The sequence below is a fragment of the Caballeronia sp. GAWG2-1 genome (assembly GCF_023631405.1).
GTDB lineage: Bacteria > Pseudomonadota > Gammaproteobacteria > Burkholderiales > Burkholderiaceae > Caballeronia.
On the sequence record NZ_JALQDD010000045.1, the window covers coordinates 235,869 to 251,642 of the forward strand.

The 15,774-nt window shown below is 55.6% G+C and carries 15 protein-coding genes; all 15 read left to right on the top strand.

Annotation, left to right across the window (positions count from 1 at the left end; all coding sequences use genetic code 11):
- Positions 1-11: 11 nt before the first annotated feature.
- Complete coding sequence (locus tag NCR98_RS32485) at positions 12-1,649, top strand: AMP-binding protein (RefSeq protein ID WP_250528491.1); 1,638 nt, start codon at positions 12-14, stop codon at positions 1,647-1,649.
- Positions 1,646-2,890, top strand: a complete 1,245-nt coding sequence (locus NCR98_RS32490; RefSeq protein WP_284504014.1) for a CaiB/BaiF CoA transferase family protein — start codon at positions 1,646-1,648, stop codon at positions 2,888-2,890. The genes NCR98_RS32485 and NCR98_RS32490 overlap by 4 nt, the downstream gene beginning before the upstream one ends.
- Entirely contained in the window at positions 2,890-3,681 is a 792-nt protein-coding gene (locus tag NCR98_RS32495) for an enoyl-CoA hydratase-related protein (RefSeq protein ID WP_250528493.1), read from the top strand. The genes NCR98_RS32490 and NCR98_RS32495 overlap by 1 nt, the downstream gene beginning before the upstream one ends.
- Before the next feature lie 2 nt (positions 3,682-3,683).
- Positions 3,684-4,427 (top strand): SDR family NAD(P)-dependent oxidoreductase, encoded by a 744-nt coding sequence (locus tag NCR98_RS32500; RefSeq protein ID WP_250528494.1) that lies wholly within the window; start codon positions 3,684-3,686, stop codon positions 4,425-4,427.
- 9 nt (positions 4,428-4,436) lie between these two features.
- A complete protein-coding gene (locus NCR98_RS32505; RefSeq protein ID WP_250528495.1) occupies positions 4,437-5,618 on the top strand; it encodes an acyl-CoA dehydrogenase family protein in 1,182 nt (393 codons plus the stop codon).
- A 54-nt stretch (positions 5,619-5,672) separates the two neighbouring features.
- Positions 5,673-6,410 carry a maleate cis-trans isomerase family protein gene (locus NCR98_RS32510; RefSeq protein ID WP_250528496.1) on the top strand — a complete coding sequence of 246 codons (738 nt, stop codon included), beginning with the start codon at positions 5,673-5,675 and terminating at the stop codon, positions 6,408-6,410.
- Positions 6,411-6,486: 76 nt separating this feature from the next.
- Positions 6,487-6,711: a hypothetical protein gene (locus NCR98_RS32515; RefSeq protein ID WP_250528497.1), complete on the top strand. Its 225-nt coding sequence runs from the start codon at positions 6,487-6,489 to the stop codon at positions 6,709-6,711.
- Positions 6,712-6,715: 4 nt separating this feature from the next.
- Positions 6,716-8,134, top strand: coding sequence for an FAD-dependent oxidoreductase (locus NCR98_RS32520; RefSeq protein ID WP_250528498.1), 1,419 nt, complete (start codon positions 6,716-6,718; stop codon positions 8,132-8,134).
- 20 nt (positions 8,135-8,154) lie between these two features.
- Positions 8,155-9,543, top strand: a complete 1,389-nt coding sequence (locus tag NCR98_RS32525; RefSeq protein ID WP_250528499.1) for an MmgE/PrpD family protein — start codon at positions 8,155-8,157, stop codon at positions 9,541-9,543.
- Positions 9,544-9,712: 169 nt separating this feature from the next.
- The gene (locus NCR98_RS32530; protein WP_250528500.1) at positions 9,713-10,396 is read left to right on the top strand and encodes a hypothetical protein; all 684 of its coding nucleotides are present in this window, start codon (positions 9,713-9,715) and stop codon (positions 10,394-10,396) included.
- A 57-nt stretch (positions 10,397-10,453) separates the two neighbouring features.
- The gene (locus NCR98_RS32535) at positions 10,454-11,272 is read left to right on the top strand and encodes an SDR family NAD(P)-dependent oxidoreductase (protein WP_250528501.1); all 819 of its coding nucleotides are present in this window, start codon (positions 10,454-10,456) and stop codon (positions 11,270-11,272) included.
- Between the two features lie 57 nt (positions 11,273-11,329).
- On the top strand, positions 11,330-12,541 hold the full coding sequence (locus NCR98_RS32540) for an acetyl-CoA C-acetyltransferase (RefSeq protein WP_250528502.1): 1,212 nt from the start codon (positions 11,330-11,332) through the stop codon (positions 12,539-12,541).
- A gap of 16 nt (positions 12,542-12,557) precedes the next feature.
- Positions 12,558-13,769: a CoA transferase gene (locus NCR98_RS32545; protein WP_250528503.1), complete on the top strand. Its 1,212-nt coding sequence runs from the start codon at positions 12,558-12,560 to the stop codon at positions 13,767-13,769.
- 53 nt (positions 13,770-13,822) lie between these two features.
- The gene (locus NCR98_RS32550; RefSeq protein WP_250528504.1) at positions 13,823-15,466 is read left to right on the top strand and encodes an acyl-CoA dehydrogenase family protein; all 1,644 of its coding nucleotides are present in this window, start codon (positions 13,823-13,825) and stop codon (positions 15,464-15,466) included.
- 15 nt (positions 15,467-15,481) lie between these two features.
- On the top strand, positions 15,482-15,774 hold a 293-nt coding region (locus tag NCR98_RS32555; protein ID WP_502799830.1), incomplete at its 3' end, for an electron transfer flavoprotein subunit beta/FixA family protein.

Sequence of the window (15,774 nt, forward strand, 5' to 3'; positions counted from 1 at the left end):
GGGTGAACGGGATGAAAATCGAGACTGAAGTCGCCGATAACTTCGCTAGCCATTACAAGGCAGTTGGCCTGTGGGAAGGGCGCACATTGCTGGATGACTTCAATCAGGCCGTGGAACTCAGGCCCGACGCCCTTGCGGTAGTGTCTCCAAACGGCAGGCGCATGACCTATCGGGAACTGGACGCGGAATCGCGTGCGGTAGCGGCGTATTTCGCGTCCGTAGGCGTGGGAAAAGGTGACGTCATTTCGGTGCAGCTGCCGAACTGGGCGGAATTCGTAGCGGTGCACTTGGCGGCAACGAGACTCGGCGCCGTCACGAACCCGCTCTTGCCCATCTACCGGGAGAACGAACTCGGATACATTCTTGGATTCGCGCACTCCCGCATCGCCGTAATTCCGGGAAATTACCGAAATTGTGATTACCCCGCGATGTACGGCGAGATGTTGCCTTCCCTCCCAGACCTCAAAGAAATTGTCGTTGTTGGAGGTGAGGCACCCTCAGGGATGCGGAACTATGGGGATATTGCAGAGGCTGGATATGAAGCCGTACCTGAAGCGAAGGTGAGCGGCGATGACCTTACCGCACTCGTTTTCACATCGGGAACAGAGTCAAAGCCCAAGGGCGTCATGCATACCCATAACACGATGATGTATGCGACGCGGACTATGCCGAAGCTCTTAGGGCTGACGCATGAAGACGTAGTGTGGGCACCGTCACCGATTGGACACGGTACAGGCTTCACTTGGGGAATGCGGCAGGCCCTAACGCTCGGTTGCAAGCTTGTCTTGCAGGACATCTGGGACCCGGAAGAGGCGTTGCGACTCATTGAAGCAGAACGTTGCACTTTCACTCTCTCGGCTACGCCCTTCGTCAAAATGCTTTTGGACAGCCCAAACGCCGTGGAGCGAGATACTTCTTCGTTCCGGTATTTCGGATGCGCTGGTGCTCCCATTCCGCGTCATTTAGGCCTCGACGCCCGAGAGAAGCTTGGATGTTTGCTGGTCGGCATGTGGGGCATGTCCGAGTGCTTCGTCGGGAGCACGTCGTGGCCGGGTGATCCTGAGGACAAGATTTGGGGAACGGATGGAAAGGCAATGCCCGGCGGAGAGTTGGCCATCTTCGATGAGAGTCACACCCGGATCATGTCTCCTGGCGAGGTCGGCGAACTTGCAACGCGTGGCCCTCACGTCGCGCTTGGATACTTCAACGATCCACAACGTACTGCTCAAGCTTTCTCACCGGATGGATGGCTATTTACGAACGATCTCGCGACGCTCGATACTGAAGGCTATATGCGCATCGTCGGGCGAAAGAAGGACGTAATTAATCGAGGCGGCCTGAAGATCAGTGCGAGCGAGATTGAGGAATTTCTAATCCGTCATCCTCTTGTCCGGGAAGTAGCAGTCGTTGCCGTTCCCGACCCGCGTCTTGGCGAGAAGAGTTGCGTTTTCGTGGTGCCTCGGACTGATCATGAGCCAAAACTCACCGAGCTCCTTGACTATCTTGAGGAGAAAGGTGTTGCGAAGTACAAGTTGCCCGAGTTCATGGTGTTGTTGCCCAACTTTCCTATGACGCCAACGGGGAAGGTTCAGAAGTTTGCTTTGCGTGACGGGGTAACAGGGGGGCAGTTCGAGGTGCGGACGGTATGAGCGAAACGACAGTCTCTCCCAGTCAGTCTCTGCCCCGTGTCGCACCGGGGGGCCGTCTCGAGCTTCTCAAAGGAATTCGTGTTCTTGACCTTACGACTTCGATAGCGGGACCCTACGGGACGATGTTACTCGGTGACTTCGGAGCCGAGATTATTAAAGTCGAGCGGCCAAAGTACGGAGATGATTCGCGGCAATGGTCGCCGCCGTCACTTGCCGGACAGGCGCTCTGGTTTCTCAGTGTCAATCGAAACAAAAAGAGTGTGACGATCGATTTTTCGACGGCTAAAGGTCTAGATATTTTGCATAGTATCGTCAAGGAATGCGACGTAATCGTTACAAACCAGCTTCCTTCGGTTTTGACAAAGCTGAAAATCCGCTATGAGGACATTCGTGCGGTTAGGCCCGACATCGTCTACGTCTCACTCACTGGTTTCGGCATTGGGGGGGGGCGCCAGAACGATCCATGCTATGACCTAATAGCAGAAGGGTTCAGCGGAGTAATGGATTTGACCGGTGAGCTTGACAGCGATCCACAAAAAGTTGGAACGCCCGCCGCCGATCTGCTAAGCGGAACCGACGCTGCGATGGCATGTCTTGCGGCATTGATGGATCGAACACGCACGGGAAATGGGCATTTCGTCGAAGTCTCTCTCGTAGAGAGTATGACTCGATTTCTCACCCCAAGGGTTGTGAGTTATCTCGGTAGCGGGGAGGTTCCTAGACGCTCTGGTGCGAAAGATAGCGTTATCGCAATCTATCAGGTGTTCGCGACCGCTGACGAACCGATCACACTGGCACTGCCCAACGATGCTATTTGGTTGAGGTTCTGTTCCTTAATCGGGCGAGGCGACCTCGCTCAGGATCAGACGCTAGCAACCAACGCTGGTCGAGTCCTCCGACGGCGAGAGCTGGTCGAACAAATTCAACATCATCTCGTTCAGCATCCGCGATCGTACTGGTTAGCGATGTGCCGTGAGCATAAGGTACCTGCTGGTCCGATAAATCGTGTTGACCAGGTTGTGCAAGACGAGGAGCTGCTGGCTCGTCAATTGTTTTACACCATGGAACACCAAGAGTCACCGATCCCGCAGGTCGGACTTGGGATCCGTTTCAATAAGAAAGTCGCTGGTTACGACAGGGCACCGCCGAAACTCGGCGAAGACACGATTTCCGTTCTAAAAGGGATCGTTGGCGCGAGCCAGCAGGAAATTGATGCTTACAAAAACGCAGGAGTGATCTGATGTCTGATACCGGGAAATACGAAACTATCCTGTACCGCGAAGAGGGACCAGTTGGAATCTTGACGCTCAATCGACCGCACGACGGAAACATGTTCACGCCGACGACCTGCATCGAGGTTCGTGATTGCATCGAGGCTGTTAGGCGAGAAACGCGGACTCGTGTGTTGGTCATTACTGGAGCGGGGGATCGCTTCTTCTGCATCGGTGGACGCAAGGAGGAAATGGAGGACACCCGCCTCTACGCGGGTGCGATGCCGACACTCGAAATGTATGAAGCGATTGAGCGCCTGCAAAAGCCCGTAATAGCGTCGGTAAATGGCTATGCGGTGGGTGGCGGCCATGTTTTGCATGTGGTTTGTGACCTGACTATCGCTAAAGAAAGCGCCATATTTAGGCAAGTTGGCCCGATGATGGGGAGTTTTGATGGGGGCTACGGGACTTGGTACCTTGAAGACTTGATTGGAAAGAAGCGTGCTAAGGAGATGTGGTTTCGAAATCCGAAGATTCCCGCGCTGGAAGCATTTGATATGGGGCTCGTGAACAAGGTGGTTCCTGACGCGGACCTGGAACGCGAAACGATGGCCATGGCGATCGAGATTTCCGAGCGGGGATCTTTCGCGCTTGCAGGAATCAAGGCTGCGTTCGGTGCTCGACATCAAGGTGTAGGTGGGCTTTCGCGACTCTCACACGACCTGATGCTGCCAGCGTACTACGCATCGGAAGAAGCCCATGAACTTAGCCAGGCGTTCGAACAACGGCGCAAGCCGGACCCTTTGAAATTCGGACACTAATCATGTCAGACGAGAAAGCCATCATTGTCACAGGTGCGAGCCGCGGTATTGGCGCGGAAGTCGCGGCCGAGTTGGCGCGACGCGGTAGAAATGTTGCATGTCTTTCACGCTCGGGCGCTGAACCGGCAGTGCATGACATTGAAGTCCTTCGTGACAAGTTTTTTTGCATTCCATGTGATATTGGAGACGATGAAGCACTCCGCGGCGCCTTCCAGCAGGTAGCGGAGCGCTTTGGGGGCATCAATGGCCTGGTGAATAACGCTGGCATCCATAACGATGGTCCGTCGCGATCGTTCGCGACTGCCGACTTCGAAGAAATGATGCGGGTCAATGCCGTTGCCGTTTTCGCAGCATCGCGCGAAGCGTATCCGTATCTTGTTGATGCTGGAGACAGCCTTATCATCAATATCGGATCGTTCTTCGAACGTATGGGTGCAAAAGGTAATACCGCGTATTGTGCAGCCAAAGCGGCCGTTGCTGCAATCACGCGTTGCCTGGCTGCTGAATGGGGAAGGAAAGGGATCGCGGTACTGAACGTCGCCCCGGGCTACATCGAAACCGATATTAACAGAGCCTACCTGGAAGACCCGGTTCACGGCGCGAAGGTCCGTTCCCGTGTGTTCACGGAACGCCCGGGCCGTCCGGAAGAAGTCGCCCGCCTAATCGCTGCGCTTTTCGCAGAGCGTATTGCCTTCCTGACCGGAGAGAGCATCTACCTTGATGGCGGCCACTCAATCTCTATCTAAGCAATCAAGATGAATATTTTGGAAAGACTCGACCTCTCCGCAAAATTTGCAGATCATGAAATGCAACTGATTGAGAGTGTGCGACGTTTGGCAGAAGGGCGTATTGCACCGCGAGCGGCTGCATACGACGAATCTGGGGCTTTTCCTTGGGAGAATGTGAGAGATATCAATAACCTCGGGCTTAACTCTATGTTTGTCCCCGAGGAATATGGTGGTTCAGGGCTTTCCTATTCTGCGTATCTCGCATGCTTGAAGGAGATTTCAAAGGCCTGTGCTTCGACCGGAATCGTCTGGGCGACGAACTTCCATGGATCGAGCCCGATCGTGGACTTCGCCAGCGAAGAACAGAAGAAGCGCTGGTTGCCGAAGGTCGCTGATGGAGCGATGGTGGCCCTCGGCCTTACTGAGCCGTCTGCAGGCTCTGATGCGACCGGGATGCGGACCACGTTTCGACCGGATGGCGATGAGATCGTGGTTAATGGGGGGAAAGTATTCATCACAAACGGAGATGTTTGCGACTTCCTTGTCTTATTCGGTAAGTGGCAGCCGATCGGAAGCGGGAAGGACGCTATCTCAATTGTGGTGGTGGAAAAGGGTACGCCAGGTTTCAGCGTAATACGCACTGAGAACAAGATGGGAACGCGTGCGTCAAGCACGGCTGCACTAGCTTTCGACAACTGTCGCATTCCTCGAGCGAACCTCATGGGCGAACCGGGGCAGGGCCTCGCAATGTTGTTTCATTTTCTCAATAAGTCCCGACCAAGCGTGGCTGCTCACGCGCTCGGTATCGCGCGTGCCGCGTTTGATGATGCGGTGGCCTACACAAACGAGCGAGTGCAGTCTGGACGACGCATCCTTGAAAACCAGGGCGTTCAATTCATGATTGCCGATATGGCAACGGATCTCGCCATGTGTGAACGCTGGCTTTGGCATGTGGCGCAGTCCATTGAGGCAGGGCAGACGGAGATCGGGCAAGAGTCTTCAATGCTCAAACTGCGTGCATCCGACCTTGCGATGCGTATCACTACAGACGCCGTGCAGTTGCACGGAGGATATGGATATACAAAAGACTATCGTGTTGAGCGACTCATGCGTGATGCGAAGATCACTCAAATATGGGAAGGGGCGAACCAGGTTCATCGGCAGCTAATCGGCCGTAGTTTCTTGATAAAGAATCGAGCAAAAGCCTGACGCGCAACATCAATGATTATGAACCCCGCTTGAGCGGCGGTGAATGGAGATGCGATGAAATCGAACGAACGCAAACAGCGATTGGGCCTCTTGCTCCCATCGTCGAACTCGACGCAAGAGCCGGAATTCTCAGAGGTACTTCCGCCATCGATCTCGCTGCACACAGCACGACTGACTTTAACGTCCATCGATGCTGATTCGACTGTGAAAATTGTCGAAGAACTAGAGCACGAAGCGGGCAAACTTGCTCACGCAGATGTAGATGCAGTTTTGTTGGCTGCTACCGCCCCTACTTCGCGCAAAGGGTTGGGCTATGACCGTGAACTGATGGGACGGATCGCCTCCGCGAGCGGCAAGCCGGCGACGACGGCCTCGACTGCAATGCTGGAGGCTTTCAGCGTCGTTGGCGCAAAGCGGATCGCACTCGCGGCTCCATGGAGCGCTGAAGTTAACCAGACCGTCGCGAATTTTATTGAGGCGAACGGTTATCAAGTAGCGAATCAGAAGGCAATGGGCGTCGTCAAGAATAACGACGTTGGTCGACTGGACTCGTACTCTGCTTATGATTTGGCGCTCGAGGCCGATACGGCGGATGCGGACGTACTTTTCCTTGCGTGCGGAAACTGGTGGGTAATGGAGCAAGTTGAGCGTATCGAGCAACGGCTCGGTAAGCCGGTCCTGACGACGAATCAGGTGAGCATCTGGGCTGCACTCCGCCTTCTTGAGTTCCGCGAACCGCTTCGGGGTTGGGGTCGTCTTCTTGAAGAATTCCTGACGGCCGAAAAGGCGTAAAGCATCAAACTGAAGCTACGGAGAGCGGCTGCTAGCGGCCGCATATGAGCATTCTAACGAGCGATAACTGCATTTCATGGACGAGTTCCCTACTATAAGACTGATTGTTAATCATGGAGGTGCAATCGCCTGGATTGTGGCGATACTTCCATTCCTCGGATGTCTCGCGGCTTTTGCGCTGCTGCAGACTAGTTGGCTTATCCTTCTCGTCGGTCTCGTTGCCACCATGGTTCTTCTGTTCATCATGAAGAGCTATGTGGAGCTGGTGAAGGTTGTTGCCGACATGCTCCTACCACAGTAGCGCCATGGATAGCTTCTCCTTTGATGTGGTTGTAGTCGGTGGCGGCATCGCCGGACTGACAGCGGGCAACCGTGCGGCGGAGCTTGGCCTTCGCGTGGCTTTGTTCGAGCGAGGCAGTGCCGAGCGCTATTTATGCAACAGCAGAATGGCCGGCGGAGTGCTTCATATAGCGTTCAAGAATATCAAGGATCGTCCAGAAGCAATTGTCGAAGCTGTACAGGCAGCGACCAAAGGGCACGCTGACCCAGAACTTGTGAGCGTGTTGGCGAATACCAGTGCGAGAGCTGGCGACTGGATAAAGAAGGAGGGCGCAAAATTTGTGCGCATGAGCTTCGCGGTCGACTGGCAAAGCTGGGTGATGGCGCCGCCTCGGCGGATTCGGCCCGGTATGGATTGGGAATGGCGAGGCCCCGACTACACGCTGCGAACCTTGACAAAAAATCTGCTCGGCCGAAAAGGCACCATTTTTCGCGGCGCAGAAGCTCGGGGCCTCTTGGAAAGTCAAGGGCGGTGTGTCGGCGTTGAAATCGTGCACCATGGTCTCGTCAGGGAAGTTACCGCCAGGTCAGTGATCATTGCTGACGGCGGGTTCCAAGGCAATCTGGAGCTGCTTCGCAAGCATGTCTGCTCCAGTCCGGAAAAGCTGAAACAACGAGGCGCGTCGACGGGAATCGGCGACGGCCTGATGATGGCCGAAGCTTTCGGTGCAGAGATCTGCGACCTTAGCTACTTCTACGGTCACATGCTTTCCCGGGATGCTTTTACAAACGACCAGACGTGGCCGTACCCGCAGTTAGATGAATTAGGTGTAGCCGGTGTGGTTGTCGGGGGTGACGGTCGGCGATTCGCCGACGAAGGGCGCGGTGGCGTTGCACTAGCCAACGCGATAGCCAAGCTAGACGATCCGCAGTCGGCGTGGGTCATTTTCGACTCAGCGGTCTGGGAAGGACCAGGCCGGAACGCGCGAATTCCGGCAAACCCGCATCTGATCAAGGCCGGAGGCACCGTGCTCTCTGCACCAACGCTTAGTGAACTGGCCATGAAGGCAGGGCTACCACGAGGGCCGCTGGAACAAACGATCCTGGAACACCGAGAGGCTGTTTTATCGCGAAACTTAGATGGGCTGATGCCCGCTCGGAGTTCTGGCGCTGGCCAACTGTGGGCGCTGAATCAGCCGCCATACTACGCAGCGCCCCTTTGTGCGGGGGTCACCTATACCCTTGGCGGGATCGGCATTGACAGCCACGCCCGTGTGCGGAGCAAAGCCGGGAGTCCGATTCCAGGTCTATACGCCGCGGGGGCTACGACCGCCGGTTTAGAGGGAAGAGAAGGTCCCACGTACATCGGTGGCCTGATGAAGGGCATTGTTTTTGGTATGCGAGCGGCCGAACATGCGGCGTCAGCACTCGGACAACGAGGATAGAGTTAAAAATAGGGAATGTTATGAAAGATCAAGATAATCGGACATCCGAATTGTGCAAGTTCCTAATGGGATTAAAGTTCGATGATATTCCCGAGTCCACGTTAGAGCGAACGAAAGACCTGCTGCTCGATCACCTGGGCGTTGCTTTGCTTAGCTCACAGCTGCCGTGGACGCGCATTGTCCGGGAACAAATGCGGTTGAGCTCGGGGCGCGCCGAAAGTACGGTGTATGGTTGTAACCAGAAAATGGACCGACGAGCGGCTGCTCTTATTAATGGGACTGCGGCCCATGGCATCGAGCTTGACGATACCCACAACGCGTCCTTCTCTCATCCCGGGGCGGTGGTGATCGCTACTGCAATGTCGGTGGCCGAAGCCGAGGGTCGGAGCGGGAGGGAACTGCTCGCCTCAATCGTCGCGGGTTATGAAGCGCAGGGAAGAGCCGGAGCCGCAGCGTCGGGGGCATTGGGAAGAGGATTCCATCCTACTGCGGCTGCAGGTGTATTTGGCGCTACTGCGGCGTGCGCCCATCTTGGTGCGATGGAAAGCTCGTCGCTCGAATCGGCATTTGGCCTGGCCGCCTCCGCAGCATCCGGGGTGATGCAGTTCGCGGAGGATCCGGAAGGCAACATGATCAAACGCCTGCATGGTGGCCTCCCAGCCATGAATGGCATTTTGATGGCGGAGCTTGCTAAGGCTGGATTCAAGGGGCCGCGGGCAGCACTCGACGGCCGGTTTGGCTTCGTCAGCGTGTTCGGTGGCGGAGGAGATTGCATGCGAATCACGCGTGATCTTGGTCGCGTATGGGAGATAGACCAAATTAGCGTAAAGCTCTACGCATGCTGCCGTCACTTCCATTCGGCGATCGACGCGCTGAGGGCTTGCTTGAGAGAGGCACAAGTTTCATCGGATGACATCGAGTGGATCGACGTTTTCCTGACGCCCATTGCGCTTGACGGCCGTCTTCAATATCGCCCGAAATCGGTGATGGCGGCGCAATATTCTCTACCTTATGCAATGGCGGCGACTGTTCTGCTTGATCCTCAAAACCCATCCTCATTCAGCGAAGAGGCCGTTGCCCGCCCTGCTCTTGTCGGCCTAATGGATCGGGTGAGAGGGCATGCGGATCAATTATTGGAGAAATACTTGCCCGAGCAATTTCCTGCAAATGTTTGTGTGTCCCTGCGGGACGGAAGGAAATTCAGCAGAATGCTGCCGGATTCGATTGGAACACCGGGTTTCCCGCTAGACAGGGACGGCGTTGTTTCGAAGTTTGACTCACTCGTCGGAAAGTCGGCGGACCATGATTGGGGCACTCAACTTAAAGAGGAAGTTCTTTCAATTGACCGAGCGCCGGATCTATCAAGACTGACGAAGATTCTCAGACGGGCGTCGTTCGCTGATGTGTGATTGGAAGGGGGTTTGTCGGCGATGAAGCAGGTGTTCAGCAATGCTCGATTGCACAATTGAAGGGGCCTCTTCATTATTAACGCACGGAACGCTGTCAGACAGGTGTTCAGTTGGTGAAGGTAGCCAGCGCGGCTGATGAACACCACAACATTTTGAAATGGGAGTTCGCATGAGCGAAACCGGAGCGCTCGCTTACTGGTTTGATATTGCACCGTCGGTCACGGGAGAGTGGCTCGATTGGTATTTGCAGGATCATATGCCAAGTCGCGTAGGAACTACCTTTGTGGCCGGGCGCTGTTATGAGGCTCTGGGAGCAACGTCAAGTCATATGGTGCTCTTCGAGACCGCAACGCCCGAAGCACTGCTCGCACCATCTTATCTCGAGTTGCTGAAGCAGGTCAGCGACGAGGATCGGCAGCGTCGTTCGTGGTACTCGAATCCCATTCGCGTCATCTGCCGCGTCGTAGGGCGTTCAGGTCGGGGAACAGGGAGCGTACTAGGCGTTCTGCGCATCACCGACTCTCAGGGTGCGTCAGACGAGATGATTCGCGCCACTCTCAACGAACTCTTGGCGGCGGGCAGGAAGGTTAAGGGGATCGGATCCGCCTGGGTGCTGCAGAACGACAACTCCATGCGCATCCGGATGGACGAAGCGCGGGTCACCGGGCACCAAGACGGAAGTGCGGATTGGGCAATTTTGATTGAGGGTGGTCATCAAGGCGACGTTGAGAAGGCGCTAGACCTGTTCGAAGGGATTCAGGCCTGGAGAAGCCTCGAATTGGGGGACGCTGTTACGAGAGGTGTTTACAGACTCTTGTACACGATGAGCCAGTCCGATCAAGCTGGAATCTGATAAAGGCGAGGCGGCGGCTGCCGCGGTTTAGCGAACCTTTCAAGTGAGATGTTGACGATGTCTGAAAATCCGCAGTTCAAGGGAAAAGTCGTTCTGGTTACCGGGACGAGTGGCGGGATTGGAAGCGTCATGGCGAAGATGTTCGCACAGCGCGGAGCAACAGTCGTGCTGGCGGACTTGATACCTCATCGCAGCGGCGAGATTGTATCGGAAATCATTGAGCTCGGTGGCAAGGCAAGTTTCGTCGAATTGGATGTCAGTCAGCCAGGGAGCTGGAAGCTGGTTCTGGATCACGTGACTGACCAATACGGACAGTTGCACGTGCTAGTGAACAACGCCGGGATTGTGAGTCGAAACAATATCCAGACCATTTCGATGGAAGAATGGCATAGGGTCATTGCGATAAACCTTACCGGACCGTTGCTCGGAATTCAGACTCTTGCGCCGCTAATTCGAGACTCAGGCGGCGGAAGTATCGTGAACGTATCATCGACTGCGGGGTTAATTGGACATCCTGGGGTGGCTTACTCGGCGAGCAAGTGGGGTCTGCGAGGGGTAACGAAGAGCGCTGCTTTGTCGTTGTTGGACTGGAACATCCGTGTCAACTCCGTGCATCCGGCAGGTGTTACGGAGACACTGATTTCCACGGGTGCGACGCCATCGTGGCGTTACGCCAACGAGCGCGTGATGCCGGCGAAGCGGTCGGCGAAGCCCGACGAAGTATGCAACGCTGTTCTCTTCCTCGCCAGTAACGAAGCGAGTTACCTCAACGCCACTGAGTTGGTCGTCGACGGAGGTGCTGTCTCCATTGGGCTCGCAAATGTGCGCACCCAATTGCAACGCGACTACGAAGAAAAGAATGGAAGCGAGACCTGATGGTTCGCGCATATTCCCGACAGCACGAGTAATTCAATCAAATAAGGTGTGTCTGAAATGAGAGAAGCCGTAATTTGCGAGCCTGTCCGCACTCCAGTCGGCCGCTACGGGGGCGTTTTCAAAGACGTTCCGGCATCAACGCTCGCCGAGACTGTTCTGCGCGAGCTGGTCCGGCGGTGTGAACTTGATCCCTCGGCAGTTGATGACGTGATCTTCGGACAGTGCTATCCCAACGGGGAGGCTCCTGCGATCGGACGCGTCGCGAGTTTGGACGCCGGGCTGGGAGTGAATGTTCCGGGATTGCAGTTGGATAGGCGCTGCGGTTCCGGCCTACAGGCGGTGATCGATGCGGCGATGCGCGTTCAGACTGGTGTGACGGATCTGGTCATCGCAGGTGGGACCGAAAGTATGAGTCAGGCCGAGCACTACACAATCGGTGCTCGCTTCGGCGTACGGGGCGATTCAGCACCTTTCTGGGATCGAATTGCTCGTGGGCGGATCACTTCAGGTGGCCGTCACCATCCGGTGGCCGGCGGCATGTTGGAGACGGCGGAGAATTTGCGTCGCGAGTATTGCATTGGCCGAGAAGCGCAAGATCAACTCGCCTACAGATCGCATATTCAGGCCACGTCCGCGCAACGTGAAGGACGGTTTACCGACGAGATCGTACCGGTCGTAGTTAAGGGACGCCGCGGAGATGAGATCGTATCCGTCGATGAGCATCCGAGAGCGGACATTTCGATTGAAAGCCTTTCAACTTTGCGGCCGGCTAGATTATCAGTGGACCCCGAGTCTACGGTGACCGCGGGAAACGCGAGTGGGCAAAACGATGGCGCGGCTGCATGCATTGTGACCACGCGAGAAAAAGCCGAATCTCTTGGACTACGGGCATTTGGGAAGCTCGTAAGTTGGGGCGTCGCGGGGGTGGAGCCCGAGCGCATGGGCATTGGTCCCGTGCCAGCGGTTGCCAAGGTCCTCGGCCGCTGCGGATTGGGACTGAAAGACATGGATTTGATTGAACTCAATGAAGCTTTCGCTGCGCAGGTGCTCGCGTGCACAACAGCATTGGAATTCGGAGCAGGTGATTTTGAGCGGCTAAATGTAAACGGTTCCGGTATCTCCCTCGGTCACCCGGTCGGCGCGACGGGGGTAAGGATTCTCGCAACGATGTTGCGGGAGCTTGACCGTCGCGGTGGAAAATTCGCGTTAGAAACGATGTGTATTGGAGGTGGTCAGGGATTGGCAGCGGTATTTGAGCGCATTGTTTGAGTTCCTGATATTAGACATGTACCAGCTCATTAATGATTTGCGCATTGTCGAGTGTGCATCATTCATCGCCGGACCCTCATGTACGCTGCATCTTCAACAGCTCGGCGCAGAGGTCATTCGAATTGATCCAATTGGCGGTGGGCCGGATTTTCACCGCTGGCCTGTTTCAGACGAACACCACAGCTTCTATTGGGAAGGCCTGAATAAAGGGAAACGATCGATACAGATCGATCTTGCAGACCCGGAGGGAAGGGCACTAGCGCAAGCCATTATCACTGCGCCCGGTACGAATTCGGGAATTTTTGTGACCAATTTCCCACGCCGGAGCTTTCTCTCGCACGAAAGCCTTTGCGAGAAGCGCTCAGACTTAATCACCGTTCGAATTGCAGGTTGGTCTGACGGAGAACCCGCAGTTGACTATACGGTGAATGCTGCGACGGGGATTCCGTACATGACGGGTGAAGAAAGCGGCTCGGGAGATCCGGTTAATCACGTTTTGCCCGCGTGGGACCTTATGACGGGCGCTTATGCGGCATTTGCGGTGCTGGCGGCGGAAAGAAGCAGACGATCTACCAATCAAGGTGGCGAAGTCATCGTGCCATTGTCAGATGTGGCCATCGCTTCGCTCGGACACTTGGGCCAGATCGCTGAAGTCTTGACGCAAGGTGACAGACCGCGCTCTGGAAACGCATTGTTTGGAGCGTTCGGTCGCGACTTCGTTACAAATGACGGGAACAGGGTGATGGTTGTCGCCATTACGGCCCGACAGTGGTCGGCTTTGTTAAATTCGCTCGCGCTTTCCGAGCAAATTGCTACGTTGGAGAAGACACTAGATGTCTCGTTCGCGTTCGATGAGGGCGTGCGGTTTCGCTTTCGTGATCGCCTTTTTCCCCTCTTCGAACGGGCGATTGCTAGTCGAACTCTCGACGAGATTTCGAAGCGATTCCGTGCAGAGGGCGTTTGCTGGTCGGTCTATCGTACGCTTAAGGATGCGCTTGCGAGTGAGCCACGCTTTTCGCTGCAAGGTCCGTTATTCGGCGAACTTGAACACCCGAGCGGGCATCGATACCCCGCTCCCGGATCGGCCGCGACGTTCATTGGTCGGGAGAGATTGGCCCCGCATGCTGCCCCTCTGCTCGGCACGAACACTGATGAGATTCTTGGGGAAGTAATGCACCTGTCGCCGAGCGAAATTGGAAAGCTGCATGACAGGGGTATCGTGAAATAGGACAACGTACGTTTTTTTTATATACGAATTTTGGGATACTAAACGTGGACGATATGGGAATCATAAAACGATTCGATGGGATTCTTGAGTCGGTCCGGAGATATAACGACGCCGCGCTGGCTGCGGGGCGGAGTCTATTCATCCATGACGAAACCGCGGGAGCCGACCGACTGCGTGTGTACCAGCGTGAATTGCACGGCCTTGCGTGGATTGCGACGACCTCTAAAGCAGTGGAAGTCGCGATTAACTGGGCGTGGGATCTCAGCGCGACCGAGAGATGCAATAGGGCTGAGCTTCTTTCGCTCGGCATTGGCCTGGCTGAATACGTCTCCCAGTTGGCCACGGGAATTCCGATGTCTCAGAACGAAATTTTCCGGCCTCAGGAGTTGGGTCTTGAAGCGGCCGCAGAGCACCTGACGAATTCCGAGGACATCCGGTGGCTTCTGCAGTTTGGAGCGACTCCTGAGAGCCGTCGAGCGTTGATCGCTTGCTATTTGAACGGTGAACGGGTCTCCGATTCGGCGTTCGATGAGGATTTGGATCTCATCCGCGACCAGTTTCGCAGATTCTCGGACAACGAGATCGTGCCTCGTGCACAAGCATGGCACATCGCAGACGAGCTAATTCCTGATTCCTTAGTAAACAAGCTTGCCGAACTCGGGGTTTTCGGGGTGTGTATTCCGACTGAATACGGTGGCTTAGGTCTTGGTAAGCGGGCGATGTGCATTGTTACCGAAGAATTGAGTCGCGCCTGGATTGCCGCAGGGTCGCTCGGCACGCGTTCTGAAATTGCGGGCGAGCTCATCATTAACGGTGGCACGAGTGAACAGAAGAGTCATTGGTTGCCCAAATTGGCGACAGGTGAAGTGCTCCCGACCGCAGTGTTCACGGAGCCTGATACTGGATCGGATCTCGCGTCGCTCCGTACAAAGGCATCGCGTATTCCCGGCAGAGGCTGGAAGGTTGATGGTAACAAAACTTGGATCACTCATGGCGCCCGCAGTGACCTCATGACATTGCTGGCAAGGACGGAAGATGGCGTAAGCGGGTACGCCGGACTCAGTATGTTCCTTGCTGCCAAGCCCAGGGGTTCTGATGAGGACCCATTCCCGGCTCAGGGCATGAGTGGCGGAGACATTCCGGTGCTGGGTTACAGAGGAATGAAAGAGTACGAGATCGCATTCGATGGATTCGAGATGGACCAGGATGCTCTCCTCGGCGCGCAGGCTGGTCAAGGTTTTCGACAGCTAATGCAGACATTCGAGGGTGCACGCATCCAAACGGCAGCTCGCGCCGTCGGTGTGGCAAGGCGGGCGTTCGAGCTTGCCTTTCAATACTCACAGGACCGCCGTCAATTTGGGAAGCCGATCGTGGAATTTCCCAGGGTGGGTGACAAGCTCGCAATGATGTTGTCTGAGATCGTCATGGCGAGGCAACTCACTTATTTCGCGGCGACAGAGAAGGAAAAAGGCAGGCGCTGTGATATTGAGGCGGGTATGGCAAAGCTGCTTGCCGCACGCGTGGCGTGGAGCAACGCGGACGTCGCACTTCAAATACACGGCGGGAACGGTTACGCACAGGAATTCGAGATTAGCCGGATTCTTTGCGACGCTCGTATTTTGAGCATTTTTGAAGGGGCTGCGGAAATCCAGGCGCAGGTTGTCGGACGCGGTTTGTTAGCGGCAGAGCAATCGTAAATTCGCAAGGTTGATATGAAGATCTTGGTTCCAGTGAAGCGCGTAGTGGACTACAACGTGAAGGTTCGGGCGAAATCGGACAACACAGGAGTAGATATCGCGAACGTCAAGATGTCGATGAACCCATTCGACGAGATCGCCGTGGAAGAGGCGGTGCGTCTGAAGGAAGCGGGCGTGGCAACCGAAGTGATCGCCGTGTCGTGCGGCGTCACGCAATGCCAGGAAACGCTACGCACGGCGCTTGCAATCGGCGCGGATCGCGCCATTCTCGTCGAGTCCGCGGATGAGTTGCAGCCGCTTGCCGTCGC

Bases quoted from the DNA above. Each gene is read 5' to 3' on its own strand.
- NCR98_RS32485 (WP_250528491.1), top strand. From the start codon at position 12: ATGAAAATCGAGACTGAAGTCGCCGATAACTTCGCTAGCCATTACAAG.
- NCR98_RS32490 (WP_284504014.1), top strand. From the start codon at position 1,646: ATGAGCGAAACGACAGTCTCTCCCAGTCAGTCTCTGCCCCGTGTCGCA.
- NCR98_RS32495 (WP_250528493.1), top strand. From the start codon at position 2,890: ATGTCTGATACCGGGAAATACGAAACTATCCTGTACCGCGAAGAGGGA.
- NCR98_RS32500 (WP_250528494.1), top strand. From the start codon at position 3,684: ATGTCAGACGAGAAAGCCATCATTGTCACAGGTGCGAGCCGCGGTATT.
- NCR98_RS32505 (WP_250528495.1), top strand. From the start codon at position 4,437: ATGAATATTTTGGAAAGACTCGACCTCTCCGCAAAATTTGCAGATCAT.
- NCR98_RS32510 (WP_250528496.1), top strand. From the start codon at position 5,673: ATGAAATCGAACGAACGCAAACAGCGATTGGGCCTCTTGCTCCCATCG.
- NCR98_RS32515 (WP_250528497.1), top strand. From the start codon at position 6,487: ATGGACGAGTTCCCTACTATAAGACTGATTGTTAATCATGGAGGTGCA.
- NCR98_RS32520 (WP_250528498.1), top strand. From the start codon at position 6,716: ATGGATAGCTTCTCCTTTGATGTGGTTGTAGTCGGTGGCGGCATCGCC.
- NCR98_RS32525 (WP_250528499.1), top strand. From the start codon at position 8,155: ATGAAAGATCAAGATAATCGGACATCCGAATTGTGCAAGTTCCTAATG.
- NCR98_RS32530 (WP_250528500.1), top strand. From the start codon at position 9,713: ATGAGCGAAACCGGAGCGCTCGCTTACTGGTTTGATATTGCACCGTCG.
- NCR98_RS32535 (WP_250528501.1), top strand. From the start codon at position 10,454: ATGTCTGAAAATCCGCAGTTCAAGGGAAAAGTCGTTCTGGTTACCGGG.
- NCR98_RS32540 (WP_250528502.1), top strand. From the start codon at position 11,330: ATGAGAGAAGCCGTAATTTGCGAGCCTGTCCGCACTCCAGTCGGCCGC.
- NCR98_RS32545 (WP_250528503.1), top strand. From the start codon at position 12,558: ATGTACCAGCTCATTAATGATTTGCGCATTGTCGAGTGTGCATCATTC.
- NCR98_RS32550 (WP_250528504.1), top strand. From the start codon at position 13,823: ATGGGAATCATAAAACGATTCGATGGGATTCTTGAGTCGGTCCGGAGA.